The 18,287-nt window shown below is 64.1% G+C and carries 13 protein-coding genes and 1 pseudogene; 5 read left to right on the forward strand and 9 right to left on the reverse strand.

The genetic code is table 11. The features are described 5' to 3' along the window. Positions 1-26 precede the first annotated feature (26 nt). Positions 27-1,121, reverse strand: a complete 1,095-nt coding sequence (locus HU772_RS13690; protein ID WP_186655122.1) for an NmrA family NAD(P)-binding protein — start codon at positions 1,119-1,121, stop codon at positions 27-29. Positions 1,122-1,331: 210 nt separating this feature from the next. Between HU772_RS13690 and HU772_RS13695 the strand changes: the two genes are divergently transcribed. Beyond that, complete coding sequence (locus tag HU772_RS13695) at positions 1,332-1,859, forward strand: winged helix-turn-helix transcriptional regulator (protein ID WP_186655120.1); 528 nt, start codon at positions 1,332-1,334, stop codon at positions 1,857-1,859. A 267-nt stretch (positions 1,860-2,126) separates the two neighbouring features. Here HU772_RS13695 and HU772_RS13700 read toward each other — a convergent pair whose 3' ends face one another. The 3 genes and pseudogenes from HU772_RS13700 to HU772_RS25280 form a co-directional block, all read right to left on the reverse strand. After that, positions 2,127-3,785 (reverse strand): phosphoethanolamine transferase, encoded by a 1,659-nt coding sequence (locus tag HU772_RS13700; protein ID WP_186655118.1) that lies wholly within the window; start codon positions 3,783-3,785, stop codon positions 2,127-2,129. Between the two features lie 267 nt (positions 3,786-4,052). Then, positions 4,053-4,859, reverse strand: a complete 807-nt coding sequence (locus HU772_RS13705) for a LysR family transcriptional regulator (protein WP_437182439.1) — start codon at positions 4,857-4,859, stop codon at positions 4,053-4,055. Beyond that, positions 4,848-4,901, reverse strand: a pseudogene (locus tag HU772_RS25280) (hypothetical protein); the annotation flags it as partial. The gene HU772_RS13705 and the pseudogene HU772_RS25280, both read right to left, overlap by 12 nt. A gap of 146 nt (positions 4,902-5,047) precedes the next feature. Between HU772_RS25280 and HU772_RS13710 the strand changes: the two are divergent. Beyond that, positions 5,048-5,371, forward strand: coding sequence for a hypothetical protein (locus tag HU772_RS13710; RefSeq protein ID WP_186655115.1), 324 nt, complete (start codon positions 5,048-5,050; stop codon positions 5,369-5,371). Positions 5,372-5,422: 51 nt separating this feature from the next. On the opposite strand, the gene HU772_RS13715 is transcribed toward HU772_RS13710, so the two are convergent. The 4 genes from HU772_RS13715 to HU772_RS13730 are packed head-to-tail and all read right to left on the reverse strand — an operon-like array spanning position 5,423 to position 11,758. Continuing rightward, positions 5,423-6,043 carry a TetR family transcriptional regulator gene (locus HU772_RS13715; protein ID WP_186655113.1) on the reverse strand — a complete coding sequence of 207 codons (621 nt, stop codon included), beginning with the start codon at positions 6,041-6,043 and terminating at the stop codon, positions 5,423-5,425. A gap of 22 nt (positions 6,044-6,065) precedes the next feature. Beyond that, complete coding sequence (locus HU772_RS13720) at positions 6,066-7,454, reverse strand: efflux transporter outer membrane subunit (protein ID WP_186655111.1); 1,389 nt, start codon at positions 7,452-7,454, stop codon at positions 6,066-6,068. Then, positions 7,451-10,591, reverse strand: a complete 3,141-nt coding sequence (locus tag HU772_RS13725) for an efflux RND transporter permease subunit (protein ID WP_186655109.1) — start codon at positions 10,589-10,591, stop codon at positions 7,451-7,453. Before HU772_RS13725 ends, HU772_RS13720 begins: the two co-directional genes overlap by 4 nt. A 42-nt stretch (positions 10,592-10,633) precedes the next feature. Beyond that, on the reverse strand, positions 10,634-11,758 hold the full coding sequence (locus tag HU772_RS13730; protein ID WP_186655106.1) for an efflux RND transporter periplasmic adaptor subunit: 1,125 nt from the start codon (positions 11,756-11,758) through the stop codon (positions 10,634-10,636). 222 nt (positions 11,759-11,980) lie between these two features. Here HU772_RS13730 and HU772_RS13735 point away from each other — a divergent pair, with 222 nt between their 5' ends. Beyond that, positions 11,981-12,748, forward strand: a complete 768-nt coding sequence (locus tag HU772_RS13735) for an IclR family transcriptional regulator (RefSeq protein ID WP_186655104.1) — start codon at positions 11,981-11,983, stop codon at positions 12,746-12,748. 484 nt (positions 12,749-13,232) lie between these two features. Here the strand turns inward: HU772_RS13735 and HU772_RS13740 are convergent, their stop codons facing one another. Next, complete coding sequence (locus HU772_RS13740) at positions 13,233-15,506, reverse strand: FdhF/YdeP family oxidoreductase (RefSeq protein WP_186655101.1); 2,274 nt, start codon at positions 15,504-15,506, stop codon at positions 13,233-13,235. Between the two features lie 325 nt (positions 15,507-15,831). On the opposite strand from HU772_RS13740, the gene HU772_RS13745 reads away from it, so the two are divergent. Both HU772_RS13745 and cydB read left to right on the forward strand, forming a co-directional pair. Continuing rightward, positions 15,832-17,238 (forward strand): cytochrome ubiquinol oxidase subunit I, encoded by a 1,407-nt coding sequence (locus tag HU772_RS13745; protein WP_186655087.1) that lies wholly within the window; start codon positions 15,832-15,834, stop codon positions 17,236-17,238. Positions 17,239-17,276: 38 nt separating this feature from the next. Beyond that, positions 17,277-18,284 (forward strand): cytochrome d ubiquinol oxidase subunit II, encoded by a 1,008-nt coding sequence (gene cydB, locus HU772_RS13750; RefSeq protein WP_186655084.1) that lies wholly within the window; start codon positions 17,277-17,279, stop codon positions 18,282-18,284. The last annotated feature ends 3 nt before the right edge of the window (positions 18,285-18,287 follow it).

Raw genomic sequence — 18,287 nt, forward strand, 5'->3', positions numbered from 1 at the left:
ACCCCATTTGCACTTCGAGCACGGCCTTACAGAGCGCCCGAGCGTCCGTCCTCGATCATCTTCAGCAGCGGTGGCGACTTGAAGCAGTTCTCCGGCTGGACGCGCTCCCAGAGACTGCCCCTACCCTGCTCGCGCCCCAGTTGATCTGCGCGCGTCAACCATGCCTCCACGCTGCTGATGCGGTTCGGGTGGATTTCATCGAGCAAGGCGTAGTCGCGCCGGATGATGTTGTGCTTCCAGACATTCCAGAACCCGGTGAAATTGTCCCGGAAGCTCATCGTGCTCTTGTCGTTCGGATCGGCGTTGTAGCCGGCCGGCAAGCCAGCCGCCATCTGCAGCGGGCCACGCCAGTAGGTGTCCAGGTCGGTATCGATGTAGCGCGCCGGATGGCCGGTGACCCGGGCGAAAGCCTCGGCCAGCTGCTGGTACCCGACGTGCTCGATGGCGACCTCGAGGTTCATGCCGTTAGCCCGCTCAGGGTGGTCGAACAACCAGCGGACATAGTGGCCACAGTCCTCCAGCGCAACATGGGGTACGGCGCCGGCGCCAAGCGGGACGCGCCAGGTAACGACACCCGCCTCGACGGAAGGCGTCATCGGCGTCATCGGTGAAACGGCCATCTCCATGTACGGCCCCGTGGTGAACACCGCCGCGCCCATGCGCGCCTGGTTGAACGCATTCTGGAACAGAATCCACTCGCCGACCCGGCCCTTGCCGTCATAGTGGCCAGTACGGAACGCCGAGTCGTAGCCCGCCTTTTTCAGCGCGTAGTCGAGGTTGCCATACACGAAGAACCTGACCCCTTCTTCAATGGCGATCTCGTAGCAGCGCATGGCCCAGTAGACCTCGGTCTTCTCCCCGGTGTTGAACCCATCGAGATTGACATAGGCGCCATCGCAGCCGCGAAAGCCCTCGCGCAGCACCGCTTCGTCGGCGAACGTTCCTTTGACGATGGACACGTTACCCAGCGCGAGCAGTGCCTTGGCGCGTCGCGACTGTGGGTCGCGGCTCAAGGCTCGCACGGCGTACTTCTTGTCGGCGACCAGGCCGCTGATGACCGAAAGGCCCTGGGCCCCCGTGCCGCCGATGACAAAAATCCTGGAGGTGGAGTAAGCGGACATCGTGGTTTCCTCGGTGTTGAGTGAACGGATCGATGGGCAGGAAAGCGACGCATGCTGGGTGGCATGGGTCGTGATCACCACTCGAAAGCAGTTACTCTTATAATAGGAGTCACTTTGTCGATTGCGCAATCTGTTCTTCTACACGCCGCGACCACGCTCTTATAATCAGACTCACCCGGGGACGACCTCGGTGCAGGTGAGGAATGATTCATGCGCTCGAAAGGTTTTGATGGAATGGTGTGTCCGATCGCCGGTGTCATGGCCGCTATCGGTGATCGTTGGGGGCTACTGATCCTGCGCGACCTAGTGCTGGGGATCCGTCGATACGATGACTTTCGCCGCTCCTCCGGCGTGACCAACGCCACCCTCAGCGACCGGCTCAAACACCTGGAAGGCCATGATCTGGTGGAACGGCGGCGCTACCAGGTGAACCCGGAACGCTTCGAGTACCTGCTGACCGCGCAAGGTCGGCAACTCGCGCCGATGATGCTGGTGCTGGCGCAGATCGGCGATCGCCTGGGCGTCGCTGGGGCCAGCGCTGCGCCGCTGACGTTCGTCAACCGCGAAACCGGCGCCAACGTGGGCTGGGGCTTTTTCGATCAGCAAACGGGGGAACCGGTGGCTGCGCAGGACATTGCCATCGAGGCAGGGCCTGGCGCCGATGAGCTGATGCGCTGGCGGCTGACGCAAGCCGGTCGGCGCCAGGCGGAAGACGATGCGGGCAACGGAGCCCAGTGACAACCGGTGTCTAATCAAGCCCATGTGGTGTCTGATAACACGTCGCCTGCTTCGCGACGGTTCGGCGGTCCGACAAGCCCGCTCCCACAGGTGTCGTGCAAGTCCTGAGGTCGGCGCGGTACCTGTGGGAGCAACTGTCTTGCTCAACTGCTAAAGCTAGCGGGATCCCTGTGGGAGCGGGCTTGCCCGCGAACACGGGCGGAGCCCGTGCCGCCCTGCACGGTGCACCCACATCCTGTCGCGAGCAACCGTTCTTATGCCCCCGCTCTACTGGGCGACGGTCATCTTGCGCTTGCAACCGTGGAAGATATCCAGCGCTGGCTGGTACAGACTGGTGTGCACGCCATACAGGCCCAGCACCGAATGGAACAGATTGTCATGGCTCAGCTCGGCAGTGCCGGCCTGCTGTGCCAGGCAACCGCGATCCACGCCCATGCCGTCCAGCGCACCATTGCCGAACCACATCACCATGGGCACGTGGGTCTGCGCTTTCGGTGCAATGGCATAGGGCGCGGCGTGCAGGTACACACCGTTCTCGCCCAGTGACTCGCCATGATCGGAAACGTAGAGCATCGTGGTGTCGAAGCGCGCTTCGTTGTGCTTGAGCAATGCCACTACCTTGGACAGGAAGAAGTCGGTGTAGAGGATGGTGTTGTCATAGACGTTGACCAGTTCCTCGTTGCTGCAACTGCCCAACTGGTTGGTGTGGCAGACCGGGGTGAAGCGCTCCATGCTTTTCGGGTAACGATCGTAGTATTCCGGGCCATGGCTGCCGTCGGCATGCAACACGATCAGGGCGTTGTCCTGCTGCTTGTCGATATACGCCTGCAGGTCTTGCAGCAGAGCCTCGTCCAGGCAGTTCTCGCCGTCGCAGAACGGGCCGGGCTGGTCCTTGGGAATATCGCGATTGGGCACGCGCAGGCAGGTGCCCTTGCAGTCGCTGTTGTTGTCCAGCCAGAGCACCGACACGCCGACACGCTGAAGGATGTCCAGCAGGCTCTGGTAGGTCTTGCCCTTCTTGTCGCTGTAGTCCTCGCGGGGGAACTTGGAAAACATGCAAGGCACCGACACCGCCGTGGATGTGCCGCAGGAGCTGACGTTGGCGAAGTTGAGGATGTCGAGCTTGCTCAACTCCGGGTTGGTATCGCGGGCATAGCCGTTGAGGGCGAAATGATCGGCCCGGGCGGTTTCGCCGACCACCAGGATCATCAGTGACTTCTTGCCGTCGGCGTTCACCTTACGCGGCATCAGCGCGTCCTCGCCGATGGGCTGCACCACCAGGTTTTCCTTGATGCCCAGGCGCTGCTTGGTGAACTTGCTCACGGCATAGATGTAGTTGGTCGGGTTGATGAAGTGGGTCACCTTCTCTTCCTGGCGGAACACCGGCGCGTAGGTGGAGTAGAACGCCCCCACGCAGACGGCCACCACCAGCAGGCAGCCGGCGATCACCAGCACCTTGTTCAGCAGGCCACGCAGGAACGGGCTGTAGCGCACCGGCGTCAGCCAGATGATCGCCGCCGGCAACACCCCCAGTACCAGCAAATAGCCGACCAGGCGCGCGCTGAACAGCGCGGCGGCCTCCATGGGGTTGGTCTCGATGATGTTCTGCACCATCACGGTGTCGATCACCACACCGTAGGTGTTCATGAAATACGCCGCCGCCGCCGAGACCAGCGCCACCAGGGTCAAGGCCGGCTTGAGCAATGGGCGGAAGGACACCAAGGTCAGCAGCAGGGTGAAGGCCGCCCATAGGAACAACGCAAAAGAGCCGAAGAATGCCATGCCCCACGGACCTTCCATGGGAACCAGGCCGTTCAGCGCCCGCCAGGTTGAGAAGTTGTAGAACAGCACCAGGGCCAATGCAAACAGCAGGACCAGCCGCGCGGTGCTGACCTCGGGGAACAGGTTACGCTTGCCCTCGGACATCGAACGCACTCCTTACATCGATAGTCGGACAGGAGATGGGATGAGCGGTCTTCGTGACCGTGGGCATGAATCTAGCCGGGAATTTGTCAAAGAAGTGTCAAGATGTTTCCGCCCGCTCGGCAACGCTCGATGCCTGTCACTCAGGGCATGCACAGGCCTGGAGGCATTGCCAGGCTGGCTAGTGAGTGCGGTTGCCGCCGCGATGGCGGATGCCCCGCTGCAATGCCCGCGTAATGCCAGGCAACCGCCACAGGGATGCAAGTACCGTCACTCCAGGGCCGCCCACTTCTTCGCCAGGTCGAGCCGCTCGAACCGCTCCAGCAGGAATTCGGTGAACACGCGGATCTTCGCTGGCTGGTGACGCCGGCTCTGAAAGGCCAGGTTGATGGTCAGCGGCGGCAGTTGCCAATCTGACAGCACCGGGACCAGGCGGCCGGAGACGATGTCGTCATGGACGATGTAGAGCGGCTGGATGAGGATGCCCAGGCCGGCGAGCGCCGCCGCGCGGATGACCTGGCCTTCGTTCGCATCAAGCACACTGGTGATGTTGACGGCCTGCGTCTGCGCGCCCCGGTGGAAGTTCAGTACATACGGGTCGTTGGCCAGGTTGTAGACGATCAACTGGTGCTGGAGCAGGTCGCTGGGCGCGCTCGGCTGGCCGTGTTCGCACAGGTAGGCCGGCGAGGCCGCCAGGACGCGCCGGGTTTGTGCCAACCGGCGCACGGTAATCCCCGAGTCGCCTTCGTGCTCGCGGGTGCGAATGGCGATATCGATACCTGCTTCGATGAAATCGGGGTACCTGTTCGCGGTGATGATCTGCACCGATAAATCCGGGTAGCGCTTGCGAAATTCTGGCAAGCCCGGGGCGATATGCATCATGGCGAAGGAGACGGACGAGGTGACCCGCAAGGTCCCCTTGGGCTTGATGCTGGCCGCCGTGGCCGCGGCGTCTGCCTCGGCCAGCTCGGTCAGCAGCGCGACGCAACGCTTGTGGTACTCCAGGCCAGCATCGGTAAGCCACAAACGTCGTGTCGTGCGCTCCACCAAGCGCACGGCCAGGCGCTCCTCCAGCATGTTCAGGCAACGGCTGGCCGCCGCGCTGGACATACCCAGGCGCTCTGCCGCGCGGGAAAGGCTGCCCGTCTCGGCGACCTGGGCAAAACCTCGAAGCCTTCGCCCAGGCGTCGCTGGCCACCCTGGAACGCTGGCCCGGGCTGGCCACGTACATCCTCACCGAAAACAAGTTCCGGCTGTTCCAGCGGGTGGAACCCGGCGAGGTCGACTACGGCCTGGCCTACTTCGACCACATCGGCCGCATCCTCGAACGAGCGGCGATAGCGCAGCCATTCGCGGCCATGGCCTATCACCTGCTGCTGTTCATCTCGGTGGTCGCGGCGGAAAAAGAAAACCACCAGGCCCCGCAACTGCATGGCGACTTCATCGGCGGTTACCTGGCACGGTCGGCCCAGCAGTACCCAGGCGCCTCGTTCCTGGGCACGCACTTTACCGCGATCAGCAGCACGGCCACGTTCGACGCGGGGCTGGCCGTGCTGCTCGACGGCTTCGAGGGCTGGCGCCGGCCCTGACCCGCCAGGCAGCGCCATCGGCCGTCGGTCGATGGCGCTGCCTGGCCAGACTCACGTTGCTGCCACCACCGGCATGAGCATGGCCAGGACCACGCGCTCGACATCTTGCCCGATCCGCCCCTGCTCACCTGGCCAACCAAGCATCAAGGCCTCGCTGATCACCCCGAGGATGAACGCGCCGACCGCCCGGGCCAAGATACCGCTGTCGCCAGACAACGGCCCGGTCACCCGCGACGGTTCGAGCACCATGGCCACATGCCGGCAGATACGCTGTTGCATGCCCTGCAAGCGCTGCAACACACGCTCGCTGACACTGCGCAATTCACGCCCCTGCAACAGGATCAACGCACTCCTGCGCAGCCGTGGCTCGCACAGGGTGCGCTGGATGCCCTGCCCCAGCACCCCGGCCATCTCCGCGATGCTCGGCAGCCGCTCCAGCTCCGTCTGGTCGACCGCCAGCTGGTCCCAGGGGAACCAAGCGCGGTCGATCACCGCATCCAGCAACTCGGGCTTGCCTTTGAAATGCCAGTAGATCGAGCCGCGGCTCAAGCCCGCGGCGTCGGCGATCTGCTCCAGCTTCGCGGTGGCATAGCCCTGCTCGCTGAACACCCGTTCGGCGGCGTCCAGCAAGCGCTGGCGGGTCCGCTCCATCTCGAGCTTGGTGCGTCTCATCGCAAGGCCCTCCCTGGCCGTCTCATTCGCTGCCACCTCCCAGCGCCTTGTACAGGGCGATCAGGTTCTGGCTGCGCGCCAGTTGGGTGCCGACCAGCTCCTGCTGCGAGGCAAACAGGTTGCGCTGGGCATCCAGGCTATTCAGGTAGGTATCGACGCCCGTCTCGTAACGCTGCCGGGCCAGGTCGTAACTGCGATCGTTGGCCTTGACCAGCAATTGCTGGGCGGTCACCTGGCTGTCCAGCTTGCCGCGCGCGACCAGGCCGTCGGCCACCTCGCGGAACGCCTCCTGGATGGCCTTCTGGTAGTTGGCCACCTCGATCGACGTCTGCACCTTGGCCACGTCGAGGTTGGCCTGATTGCGCCCCCAGTTGAAGATCGGCACGTTGATCGAAGGCACGAAGCTCCAGGCCCCCTGCCCACCGGCGAACAGTTCGCCCAGTTGACCGCTGGCCGAACCTGCCGAGGCAGTCAGGCTGATGCTCGGGAAGAACGCCGCACGGGCGGCGCCGACATTGGCGTTGGCGGCCTTGAGCGCATGCTCCGCGGCGAGGATGTCCGGGCGCTGGCTGAGGACCTGGGACGGCAGGCCCGCCGGTAAGGCGGCGTCCAGCGCCAGCGCCGCCGACGCCGAAGGCGCCATCTGCTCGGCCGTCAGCGGCTTGCCGACCAGCAGCACCAGGGCATTGCGGTCCTGCTCCACCAGGCGCTGGTACTGCGCCTGGCTGGCCTGGGCGGAACGCACGGTGCTCTCGGCCTGGCTGAGGTCGAGCTCAGATACCACATCCTCCTGATAGCTGCTGCGAGTTGTCAGGTAGCTCTGGTGCTGGCTCTCCAGGGTCTGGTCGCTCAACGCCAGCGACTGCAGGTCTGCCTGCAGCTGGTAATAGGCATTGGCGACCTCGGCAACCAGGGATATCTGCGTACTGCGCTGTGCTTCGACCGTTTGCAGGTACTCTTCCAGCGCCTCCTGGCTGAGACTTCGCACGCGGCCGAAAAAGTCCAGCTCGTAGGAGGTGAAACCGACCCCAGCTTCATAGCTGTGGGTGGTTTGCTTACGCCCAGTGGTGGACAGGTCCGCCGGGGTTCGCTGGTGGGTGCCGGACACACTGGCATCGACTGTCGGCAGCAAGTCAGCGCGCTGGATGCGGTACTGTGCCTTCGCCTTTTCAATATTGAGCAACGCCACCCGCAGGTCGCGGTTGTTGGCCAGCGCTTCGCCGATCAGGCCCTTGAGCTGCTCGTCCTTGAAGAAACGCCCCCAGGGCAGCAGCGCCTGCGCGTCGACGGGTGCGCTGGACCAGCTGTCGGCCACCGGCGCCGTCGGGCGCTGGTAGTCCGGGATCAACGAACAACCGCCCAGCAGCCCGACGGCCAGGGCCAGGGCGGTTTTCAGGGTGCCGTGGTTCATGCTTGCTCTCCTTGGGCTTGGGCATCTGCTTGGCGAGCCTTGCGGGTGAACAGGTTGGTGATCACCACGAAGAACAGCGGGACGAAGAACACCGCCAGGAAGGTCGCGGTCAACATGCCGCCGACCACGCCGGTGCCGATCGAGTGCTGGCTGCCCGAGCCCGGGCCGGTGGAGATCGCCAGGGGCAGGACCCCGAGCACGAAGGCCAGGGAGGTCATGATGATCGGGCGCAGACGCTGGCGCGCCGCTTCCCCCGCCGCTTGCAGCAACGGCATGCCCTGCTCGTGCAACGCCTTGGCGAACTCGACGATCAGGATGGCGTTTTTCGCCGACAAGCCCACGGTGGTCAACAGGCCAACCTGGAAAAACACGTCATTTTCCAAGCCACGGCCGAGGGTCGCCAGCACCGCGCCGATGACGCCCAGCGGCACCACCATGATCACCGCCAACGGCACCGACCAGCTCTCGTAGAGGGCCGCCAGGCAAAGGAACACAATCAATACCGAGACCACATACAACGCCGGTGCCTGGGAGCCGGACAAGCGCTCCTCGAAGGACATGCCGGTGTACTGCAGGCCGATCCCGTCGGGCAGCTTGGCGACGATGCGCGCCACCGCCTGCATGGCATCACCCGAGCTGTAGCCCGGCGCGGGCTCGCCCTGGATCTCAACCGCCGAGACGCCGTTGAAACGCTCGAGCTTCGGCGAACCGTAGGTCCAGTAGCCATTGGCGAAGGAAGAGAACTTGACCATCTCGCCCTTGGCGTTGCGCACGTACCACTTGTCGAAGTCTTCCGGCGCGATGCGCGCGCTGATCTCACCCTGCACGTAGACCTTCTTCACCCGACCACGGTCGATGAAGTCGTTGACATACGACGAGCCCCAGGCGGTGCTCATGGTGCTGTTGATATCGGCGATGCTCACCTGCAGCGCACGGGCTTTTTCCTTGTCGATGACGATCTGGTACTGCGGTTCGTCGTTCAAGCCATTGGGGCGCACGTTGGCCAGCACCGGATCGGCGGCGGCCATCTGCAGGAACTGGTTGCGCGCCTCGATCAGCTTCTCGTGGCCCAGGCCCGCGCGGTCCTGGAGGTAGAAGTCGAAGCCCATGGCGTTGCCCATCTCCAGGATGGCCGGTGGCACGATGGCGATCACGATGCCGTCCTTGATCTGTGCGCCACGCGCTTGCAGGCGCTGTCCCAGGGCGAAGATTTCGCTGCCACGCGGGTCGCTGCGCGCTTCCCAGCGCTTGAGGCTGACGAACAGCATCCCCGAACTCTGGCCACGGCCGGCGAAGTTGAAGCCGTTCACCGTATAGGCGCTCGCCACCACCCCGCGCTCGTCCTCGAGCAGGTAGTCACGGATCTCGTTGAGCACCACCTGGGTACGCTCGGCGCTGGTGTTGGTGGGCATCTGCACCTGGACGAACAGGGTGCCCTGGTCCTCGGGCGGCAGGAACGAGGTCGGGATCTTCGGGAACAGCCAGCACAGGGCGACCACGATCAGCCCATAGATGCCCAGGAACAACACCTTGCGCTTGGCGATGCCGAGCACGCCGACCTTGTAGCGATCGGCATTGCGCTCGAAGGTACGGTTGAACCAGCCGAAGAAGCCTTTCTTGTCGTGGTGATCATGCCCGATCGGCTTGAGCAGGGTCGCGCACAGGGCCGGGGTGAAGATCATTGCCACCAGCACCGACAGCGCCATCGCCGAGACGATGGTGATGGAGAACTGGCGATAGATGATACCGGTCGCGCCGCCGAAGAACGCCATCGGCACGAACACCGCCGACAGCACCATGGCGATACCCACCAGCGCCCCCTGGATCTGGCCCATGGACTTGCGCGTGGCTTCGCGTGGCGAGAGTTTGTCCTCGACCATCACCCGTTCGACGTTTTCCACCACGACGATGGCGTCGTCCACCAGCAGGCCGATGGCCAGGACCATGCCGAACATGGTCAGGATGTTGATGGTGAAGCCGAACGCCGCCAGCACGCCGAAGGTGCCCAGCAGCACCACCGGCACGGCCAGGGTCGGGATCAGGGTGGCGCGCAGGTTCTGCATGAACAGGTACATCACCAGGAACACCAGGACGATACCTTCGAACAGCGTCTTGACCACCTCATGGATCGAGGCGCCCACCGCCGGCGAGGTGTCGTACGGATAGGCGACCTTCAAGCCCGGCGGCAGGAACGGCGCCAGCTCGTCGACGGTGTCACGCACCCGCTGCACGGTTTCCAGCAGGTTGGCGCCGGTGGCCAGGCGCAGGGCGATGGCCGAGGCCGGCTTGCCATTGTAGGTGCCGCTGATGGAGAAGTCCTCGGCGCCCAGGCCGACGGTGGCGACGTCCTTCAGGCGTACTTGCGAGCCGTCCGGGTTGACCTTGAGCAGGATCTCGAGGAATTCGTCGGCGGCCTTCATCCGCGACATGCCCAGCACGGTGGCGTTGAGCTGCACGCCCTGGTGTGTCGGCAGGCCGCCCAGCGAGCCGGACGAGACCTGGACGTTCTCCGACTTGACCGCGTCGATCACATCCTGGGGCGTCAGCTGGTAGCTGAGCAGTTTTTGCGGATCGGTCCAGATCCGCATGGCGTACTGCGCGCCCAGCATCTGGTAGTCGCCCACGCCCTTGACCCGGGTGATCGGGTCCTTGAGGTTGGAGACGATGTAGTTACCGATGTCGAAGTCGTCCATGCTGCCGTCTTCGGAGTACAGGCCGACCACCAGCATGAAGTTGATCTGGTACTTGGCCACGCGCAGGCCCTGGCGCTGCACCTCCTCGGGCAGCAGCGGGGTCGCCAGCTGCAGCTTGTTCTGCACCTGCACCTGGGCGATGTCCGCGTCGGTGCCCTGGTCGAAGGTGACGATGATACTCATGCTGCCATCGCTGTTGCTTTCAGCAGAGATGTAGCGCAAGCCATCGAGGTTGTTCAGTTGCTGTTCGATCACCTGCACCACGGTGTCCTGCACGGTCTGCGCCGAGGCACCGGGATAGCTGACGGTGATGCTCACCGCGGGGGCGGCGATGTTGGGGTACTGGTTGATCGGGAGCTTCATGATGCTGAAGACACCGGCCAACATGATCACGATGGCGACCACCCAGGCAAAGATGGGCCTGTTGATGAAAAACGAAGACATGGGGATATACCGGGTAGTGACGGCGATGCCGGGGCTGCGCTGTTACTTGGCGCTGACGATGGACTGCACGGGCGCGACGTTGTTGGCGGGCACGGGCTTGAGGGCAATGCCTGGGCGCACGCGCTGCACACCCTCGGTGATCACCCGCTCGCCGGCCTTCAGGCCCGCTTCGACCAACCACTGGTTGCCCACCGTGCGGGTAGCCTTGATATGGCGCAGCTCGGCCTTGTCGCCCTCGCCGACCACCCAGGCGGTCGCCTCGCCCTTGAGGTCACGGCTGACGCCTTGCTGCGGCACCAGGACCGCTTGCTGGCGCACGCCTTCGGCCAAGGTGCCGTGGACGAACATGCCCGGCATCAGCAGGCCGTCCGGGTTGGGGAACTGCGCCCGCAGGGTCACCGCGCCGGTGCTCGAGTCCACGGTGACCTCGGAGAATTTCAGGGCACCTTGCTGGGCATAGGGCGTGCCGTCTTCCAGCGTCAGGTCGACCTTCACCTGACCCGGGCCGGCCATGGTCAGGTGCCCGGCATCGAGTTCGCGACGCAGCCGCAGGACCTCGGTGGAGGCCTGGGTGACGTCCACATAGATCGGGTCGAGCTGGTTGATCGAGGCCAGTTCCAGGCTCTGCTGGGCACTGACCAAGGCGCCCTCGGTGACGTTGGAACGGCTGATGCGCCCGTCGATCGGTGCCAGCACGCGGGTGTATTCCAGGTTGATGCGGGCCGTCTTCAGCTCGGCCTCGGCCTGCTTCCAGCTGGCCTGGGCATCGTCGAACTGCTGGCGGCTGATGGCCTTGGTGTCCAGCAGCCGCTGGTAGCGCTGGGCCAGGTTGCGCGCGGTGTCACGGCTCGCCTCGGCCTTCTCGACCGTCGCCTGGTAGAGCGCCGGATCGATCTGGTAGAGCTGCTGCCCCTTGCGCACCACGGTGCCTTCGGTGAACAGGCGCTTTTGGATGATCCCGCTGACCTGGGGCCGGACCTCGGCCACGCGATAGGCCGTGGTGCGGCCCGGCAGGTCGCTGCTGAGCAGCACATCCTGGGCCTTGAGTTCGACCACGCCGACTTCTGGCGGTGGCGCCGCCACGGTCTGTTCAGTCTTTTCGCACGCCGACAGCAGGAGCGTCACCGACACCAAGGCGCCGAGGCTCTGCAGGGTTTTGATCTTCATCTTCTCTCCTAAGGGACAGCGCCAAACACCTGCTTCTGGAGCTGTTCTCCAACCACTGGGCAACCATTTGGCAGACTTCATGTATCGCATTACGATTCTATGTATCGCATTATGATACACAAGCTCAGGTAAAAATAAACAGCCACTGCCGGACCGGTGACGAACCTGTACACTGCCCGGGTCGCCGCAAGGCGCGTGGCAAGGCCGTTTTCGAGGAATGTGATGAGTGTTGAAAAAGACAACGCAGCGGAAGAACAGCGCAGCGGCGGGATCCAGGTCATCGCCCGGGCCAGCGCGGTCATGCGCACCTTGGCGGCGCAGCCCCAGGGCCTGAGCCTGGCCGCCATCGCCCAGGCGGTGGGGTTGCCGCGCTCGACCGTGCAACGCATCATCGGCGCGCTGGAAGTCGAGGACCTGGTGGAAGCCTTGCCGGGCAGCGGCTATCGCCTGGGGCCGGGGCTGCACCAATTGATCCACCATGCCCATGGCGACATCATTTCCATCGTCCGCGAATCCCTCGAGCAACTGAGCGCGACGCTGGGGGAGACCGTGGCGCTGTCGTGCATTCGCGGGCAGCAGAGCACGGTCATCGTGCGCGCCATCGGCGAGCACGAACTGCGCGTGGTGGTCGCCCTGGGCCGCTCCTTGCCGATGCACGCCACCTCGGATGGCAAGGTGTTGCTCTCCACCTTGAGCGACGAAGAAATCGGCCGCTGGATCACCCCGCACCCAGAGCGGTTGACCGCCAATACGCTCGACCTGTGCGGCGTGCTCGCGCAAATGCCGGAGATTCGTCGCGAGGGCATCGCGGTGGATGTCGAGGAGCACACCCCGGGGGTCAGCGCGATGAGCATCCTGCTGCCGACCTTCATGGGCCCTCATGCGGTGACGGTGGTCGTGCCGACGGCGCGCTTCAAGCCACGGCAGGCGGAGTTCCGCCAGGCGCTGGAGCACTTCAGGGAAACATTCAAGCAGGCGCGCACGGCTTGAGGATTGTAGGAACCAGCAAGCTGGCTCCCACAAAAGAAGTGCATGGTTCAAGGCCTGAGGGAGCAACTCTCTTGCTCAAATTTCAGAAGCTTGCGCGATCCCTGTGGGAGCGGCTTCAGCCGCGAACACCGGCATAGCCGGTGCCAGGCACCGCGTCGCTTGCTTCGCGGCGGTTCGGCGCCCCGATAAACCCGCTCCCACAGGTGTGGTGCATGCCCTGAGGTCGGCGCGATCCTTGTGGGAGCAACTGTCTTGCTCACCTGCTAAAGCTAGCGCGGTCCCTGTGGGAGCGGCTTCAGCCGCGAACACCGGCATAGCCGGTGCCAGGCACTGCAGCGCTTGCTTCGCGGCGGTGCGGCGGTCCGACAAGCCCGCTCCCACAGGTGTAGTGCATGCCCCGAGGTCGGCGCGGTCGCTGTGGGAGCAGGTTTGTCGGACCGCTCCCACACTGTGCAAGTGGATGCAGGATGCAACCACCCTCCCCTCAGTTAAGCTCCGAACGCATCACCCGCACCGGTACCGACTTGTAGGACGGCGTGCCGCTGTCCACGTCGATGTAGTCCAGCGGCACCAACTGGTTGGCCTCAGGGTAATAGGCCCCCACCGAGCCGGGCGAGATCTTGTACTCGATGGCTGTGATCCGCTCGTAGCGCATCTTGCGCCCCTGGGTCACCGTCTCGATATCCACCAGGTCGCCGTGGGCCAGGCCGCGCGCCTGCAGGTCGGCGGGGTTCATGAACAGCACGTCGCGACGGCCGAACACACCGCGGTAGCGATCGTCCATGGCGTAGATGGTGGTGTTGTACTGGTCATGGCTGCGCAAGGTGATCAGGCGCAGTACATCGTCGCCATCGACTTCCTTGTCTTCGTGCAAGCCCGGGAACACAAAGAACTCGGCCTTGCCCGAAGGCGTCAGCCACACCCGCTCGGTGGCCGGCAGCGGCATGCGGAAACCGCCCGGCACGCGGATGCGCGCGTTGTAGTCATCGAAGCCCGGCAAGGTCTTCTCGATCAGGTCGCGAATCTTGTCGTAGTCGGCACCCAGCTCCAGCCAAGGCACCGGGCTGTCCGGCAAGGTCGCGTTGGCCATGCCGGCGACGATCGCCGGCTCCGAGCGCAGGAACTCCGATGCTGGGGTCAGCTTGCCCGCCGAGGCATGCACCATCGACATCGAGTCCTCGACGGTGATCGCCTGCCGCTCGCCGTTCTGCACGTCCAGCTCGGTGCGTCCCAGGCACGGGAACAGGTAGGTTTCCTTGCCCACCAACAGGTGGGTACGGTTGAGCTTGGTGCCGATGTGCACGCTCAGGTCGAGCTTGCCCATGGCCGGGAAGCACTGGCCGGGGTCGGGCAGCGCCACGGCGAAGTTGCCGCCCAGGCAGATGAGCGCCTTGGAGGTGCCGGCGATCATCGCCTGCATGGCCTGCACCGAATCGTGCCCATGCTCTGCCGGTGGCTTGAAACCAAGCACTTGCTCGATCTTGTTGAGGAAATCGGCCGAGGGCTTCTCGGTGATGCCGACGGTGCGGTTGCCCTGCACATTGGAGTGCCCGCGCAGCGGACAGATGCCGGCACCGGGCTTGCCGATATTACCGCGCAGCATCAACAAGTCGCAGATCAGCCGCACGTTGGCGGTGCCTTCGTTGTGCTGGGTGATACCCATGCCGTAGGTGACGATGGTCGCGTTGGACTTGGCGTAAGCTGCGGCGACCTTCTCCATCTCGGCCTTGGTCAAGCCGCTGGCGTGTTCGATATCAGGCCATTGCGTGGCCAACAGGTCGGCCTTGAGCGCATCAAAGCCATTGGTGTGCTGGGCGATGAACTCGAAGTCGAGCACCTGACCGAGCGCGTCCTCCATCTCCAGCAGCGACTTCATCACCCCTTTGATCGCCGCCGCATCGCCACCGGCCTTGACCTGCAGGTAGGTCGAGGCGATCCGGGTGGAGCCGTAGGTGGCCATCTCGATCATGTCCTGCGGGTCGGCGAAGCGCTCCAGCGCCCGTTCGCGCAGCGGGTTGAGGACCATGATCGGCACTTTGCGCCGCGACACCTCATGCAAGGTACCCATCATCCGCGGGTGATTGGTGCCCGGGTTGTGGCCGATGGAAATCACCAGCTCGCACGACTCGAAATCGTCCAGCGACACCGAGCCCTTGCCCATGCCGATCGAGCGTGGCAAGCCCACGCTGGTGGGCTCGTGACACATGTTCGAGCAATCGGGGAAGTTGTTGGTGCCCAGCGCCCGGGCGAACAGCTGGTACAGGTAGGCGGCTTCGTTGGAGGCGCGCCCGGAGGTGTAGAACTCGACCTGGTTCGGTTCCAGGCCACGAAGAATCTCGCCGATGCGGGCGAAGGCGTGCTCCCACTCCACCGGCTTGTAGGTGCCGCTGGCGTGGTCGTAAACCATCGGGTGGGTCAGCCGTCCGAGGTCTTCCAGCTCGTAATCGGTGCGGTGCAGCAGCGTGGCCACCGGGTGATTGGCGAAGAACTCGGGGGGCACCCGCTTGTTGGTCGCCTCCCAGGTCACGGCCTTGGCGCCGTTCTCGCAGAACTGGAAGGTCGATTTGTGCTCCTTGTCGGGCCAGGCGCACCCCGGGCAGTCGAAACCGTCCGGCTGGTTGGTGCGCATCAGCGTGAGCGGCGCCTTGAGCGTGTCCATCTGCTCGCGCACCGCCGTCGCCGTCGCCTTGAGCGCTCCCCAGCCGCCTGCGGGGCCATCGTAGTTACGTACACCGGGTACCTTGCGTCGAGTCGTCATGGTCGCTCCTTAAACGCCTTATAGGTATTCGATATAAAGCGTTAGTTGCGTAATAAACCGCTGCACTAGCGGACCTGAGGAAGTTGCTTAGTTTCTAGAGCCCAAGAAAAGCGTACAACCTTGTTGAATAAAGACAACTGCCAAAGCGCAATCCGACTTACGCTCGATGTGCAGTGAAAAGTTCAGTCGACCGGCAAAATCGTGTTCTAGAATCAAGCCACACTCCTTCGACATGTCAAGGCAACGGTTCGATGAGCTGCTCATCTTCTCGTTGCGTCTCATTCGCACCGCGGCCCTGAAACCGCGCCCTGTGAGGCCGAGAAACATGGAAACATTCAGCTCTACGGCACTTGATCTGGCTCGTTTTCAGTTCGCCTTCACCGTGGCGATGCATATCCTCTTTCCGGCAATCACTATTGGCCTCGCCAGTTACCTCGCCGTTCTCGAGGGGTTGTATCTGAAGACCGGTCGCGATGTATATCGCGACCTTTACATGTTCTGGATAAAGATCTTCGCGCTGAATTTCGGCATGGGCGTGGTGTCCGGCCTGGTCATGGCTTACCAATTCGGTACCAACTGGTCGCAGTTCTCTTATTTCGCCGGCGGTATTACCGGGCCACTACTGACTTACGAAGTGCTCACGGCCTTCTTCCTCGAAGCCGGCTTTCTCGGCGTCATGCTGTTCGGCTGGGACCGGGTCGGCCGCGGCCTGCACATGTTCGCCACCTGCATGGTGGCGCTGGGCACGCTGATCTCGACCTTCTGGATCCTCTCCTCCAACAGCTGGATGCACACCCCCCAGGGCCACGAGATCATCGACGGTCGCGCGGTGCCGGTGGACTGGCTGGCGGTCATCTTCAACCCATCATTCCCCTACCGCCTGGCGCACATGGCGATCGCCGCGTTCCTCAGCACCGCGTTCTTCGTCGGCGCCTCGGGGGCCTGGCACCTGTTGCGCCGCCAGCACATCGAGCCGGCCCGCACCATGCTCTCCATGGCCTGCTGGATGGCCCTGGTGGTGGCGCCGATCCAGGCGGTGGTCGGGGATGCCCACGGCCTGAACACCCTGGAGCACCAGCCGGCGAAGATCGCCGCCATCGAAGGGCACTGGGAGAACATGCCCGGCGAACCATCGCCGCTGATCCTGGTTGGCTGGCCGGACATGAAGGCCGAGAAGACCCACTTCGCCATCGAGATCCCCTACCTGGGCAGCCTGATCCTGACCCACAGCCTCGACCGCCAGATCCCGGCGCTCAAGTCGTTCCCACCCGAGGACCGGCCCAACTCCACGGTGATCTTCTGGACCTTCCGGCTGATGGTGTGCATGGGCCTGCTGATGATTCTCGCCGGGGTATGGAGCCTGTGGCTGCGCCGTGGCGACCGCCTGCACAGCACGCCGTTGTTCCTCAAGTTCATGCTGTGCATGGGCCCGGCAGGGCTGATCGCCCTGCTGGCCGGCTGGGTGACCACCGAGATGGGCCGCCAGCCCTGGGTGGTCTACGGGCTGATGCGCACCGAGCATGCGGTCTCGCCTTTGAGCACCGCGCAGATGAGCGTTAGCCTGGCCGCGTTCGTGGTGGTGTACTTCGTGCTGTTCGGCACCGGCATCGCCTACATGCTCAAGCTGGTGCACAAGGGCCCGCAGCGCCACGAAGGCGAGCACCCGATCGAAGGTGGCGCGGGCCAGGCCAAGACCCCCGCGCGCCCCCTGTCCGCGGCGGACGATCACTGACCCTGTCGAAGGCGACGGCAACCTGAGGAGCGATGGCCATGGGCGTGGATATCACTTTGATCTGGGCATTGATCATCATCTTTGGCGTGATGATGTACGTCATCATGGACGGCTTCGACCTGGGCATCGGCATTCTCTTCCTGGCGATCAAGGACAAGGAAGAGCGCGATGTGATGATGAACACCGTCGCCCCGGTGTGGGACGGCAACGAGACCTGGCTGGTGCTCGGCGGCGCAGGCCTGTTCGGCGCCTTCCCGCTGGCCTACTCGGTGATCCTCAGCGCCTTGTACCTGCCGCTGGTGCTGATGCTGCTGGGCCTGATCTTCCGGGGCGTGGCCTTCGAGTTCCGGTTCAAGGCCAGCGAGCGCAACCGCCACTGGTGGGACAAGGCGTTCATCGGCGGCTCGATCGTCGCCACCTTCACCCAGGGCGTCGCCCTGGGCGCCTTCCTCGATGGCATCCCGGTGGCAAACAACATGTACGCCGGTGGCGCCCTCGACTGGCTGCGGCCCTTCCCGCTGTTCTGCGGCTTCGCCCTGCTGCTGGCCTACGCGCAGCTCGGCAGCACCTGGCTGATCATGAAGACCGAGGGCCGCCTGCAAGAAGAGATGTACCGCTATTCCTCGTACTTCATCTGGGGCCTGCTGGGCGCCCTCGCGGTGATCAGCGTGTGGACGCCGCTGGCCCACCCGGAGATCGCCCAGCGCTGGTTCAGCCTGCCCAACCTGTTCTACTTCCTGCCGGTGCCACTGCTGCTGGTGGTCTGCTTCTTCGGCACCCTCACCACCTTGGCGCACCGGGCCACCGCCGCGCCGTTCCTGTTCACCCTGCTGGTGATCTTCCTCGGCTACAGCGGCCTGGGCATCAGCATCTGGCCGAATATCATCCCGCCCTCGGTCACCCTGTGGCAGGCGGCCTCGCCGGTGGCCAGCCAGCTGTTCGCGTTGATCGGCGCGCTGTTCATCCTGCCGTTCATCCTGGTGTACACCGCCTGGAGCTACTACGTGTTCAGGGGCAAGGTGAAGGTCGGCGACGGCTATCATTGAGTG

The organism is Pseudomonas xantholysinigenes (assembly GCF_014268885.2).
Taxonomy (GTDB): Bacteria; Pseudomonadota; Gammaproteobacteria; order Pseudomonadales; family Pseudomonadaceae; genus Aquipseudomonas; species Aquipseudomonas xantholysinigenes.

Coding starts and splice junctions, on each gene's coding strand:
- HU772_RS13700 (WP_186655118.1), bottom strand. CDS start 3,785: ATGTCCGAGGGCAAGCGTAACCTGTTCCCCGAGGTCAGCACCGCGCGG.
- cydB (WP_186655084.1), top strand. CDS start 17,277: ATGGGCGTGGATATCACTTTGATCTGGGCATTGATCATCATCTTTGGC.
- HU772_RS13705 (WP_437182439.1), bottom strand. CDS start 4,859: ATGCTGGAGGAGCGCCTGGCCGTGCGCTTGGTGGAGCGCACGACACGA.
- HU772_RS13725 (WP_186655109.1), bottom strand. CDS start 10,591: ATGTCTTCGTTTTTCATCAACAGGCCCATCTTTGCCTGGGTGGTCGCC.
- HU772_RS13735 (WP_186655104.1), top strand. CDS start 11,981: ATGAGTGTTGAAAAAGACAACGCAGCGGAAGAACAGCGCAGCGGCGGG.
- HU772_RS13730 (WP_186655106.1), bottom strand. CDS start 11,758: ATGAAGATCAAAACCCTGCAGAGCCTCGGCGCCTTGGTGTCGGTGACG.
- HU772_RS13695 (WP_186655120.1), top strand. CDS start 1,332: ATGCGCTCGAAAGGTTTTGATGGAATGGTGTGTCCGATCGCCGGTGTC.
- HU772_RS13715 (WP_186655113.1), bottom strand. CDS start 6,043: ATGAGACGCACCAAGCTCGAGATGGAGCGGACCCGCCAGCGCTTGCTG.
- HU772_RS13740 (WP_186655101.1), bottom strand. CDS start 15,506: ATGACGACTCGACGCAAGGTACCCGGTGTACGTAACTACGATGGCCCC.
- HU772_RS13745 (WP_186655087.1), top strand. CDS start 15,832: ATGGAAACATTCAGCTCTACGGCACTTGATCTGGCTCGTTTTCAGTTC.
- HU772_RS13690 (WP_186655122.1), bottom strand. CDS start 1,121: ATGTCCGCTTACTCCACCTCCAGGATTTTTGTCATCGGCGGCACGGGG.
- HU772_RS13720 (WP_186655111.1), bottom strand. CDS start 7,454: ATGAACCACGGCACCCTGAAAACCGCCCTGGCCCTGGCCGTCGGGCTG.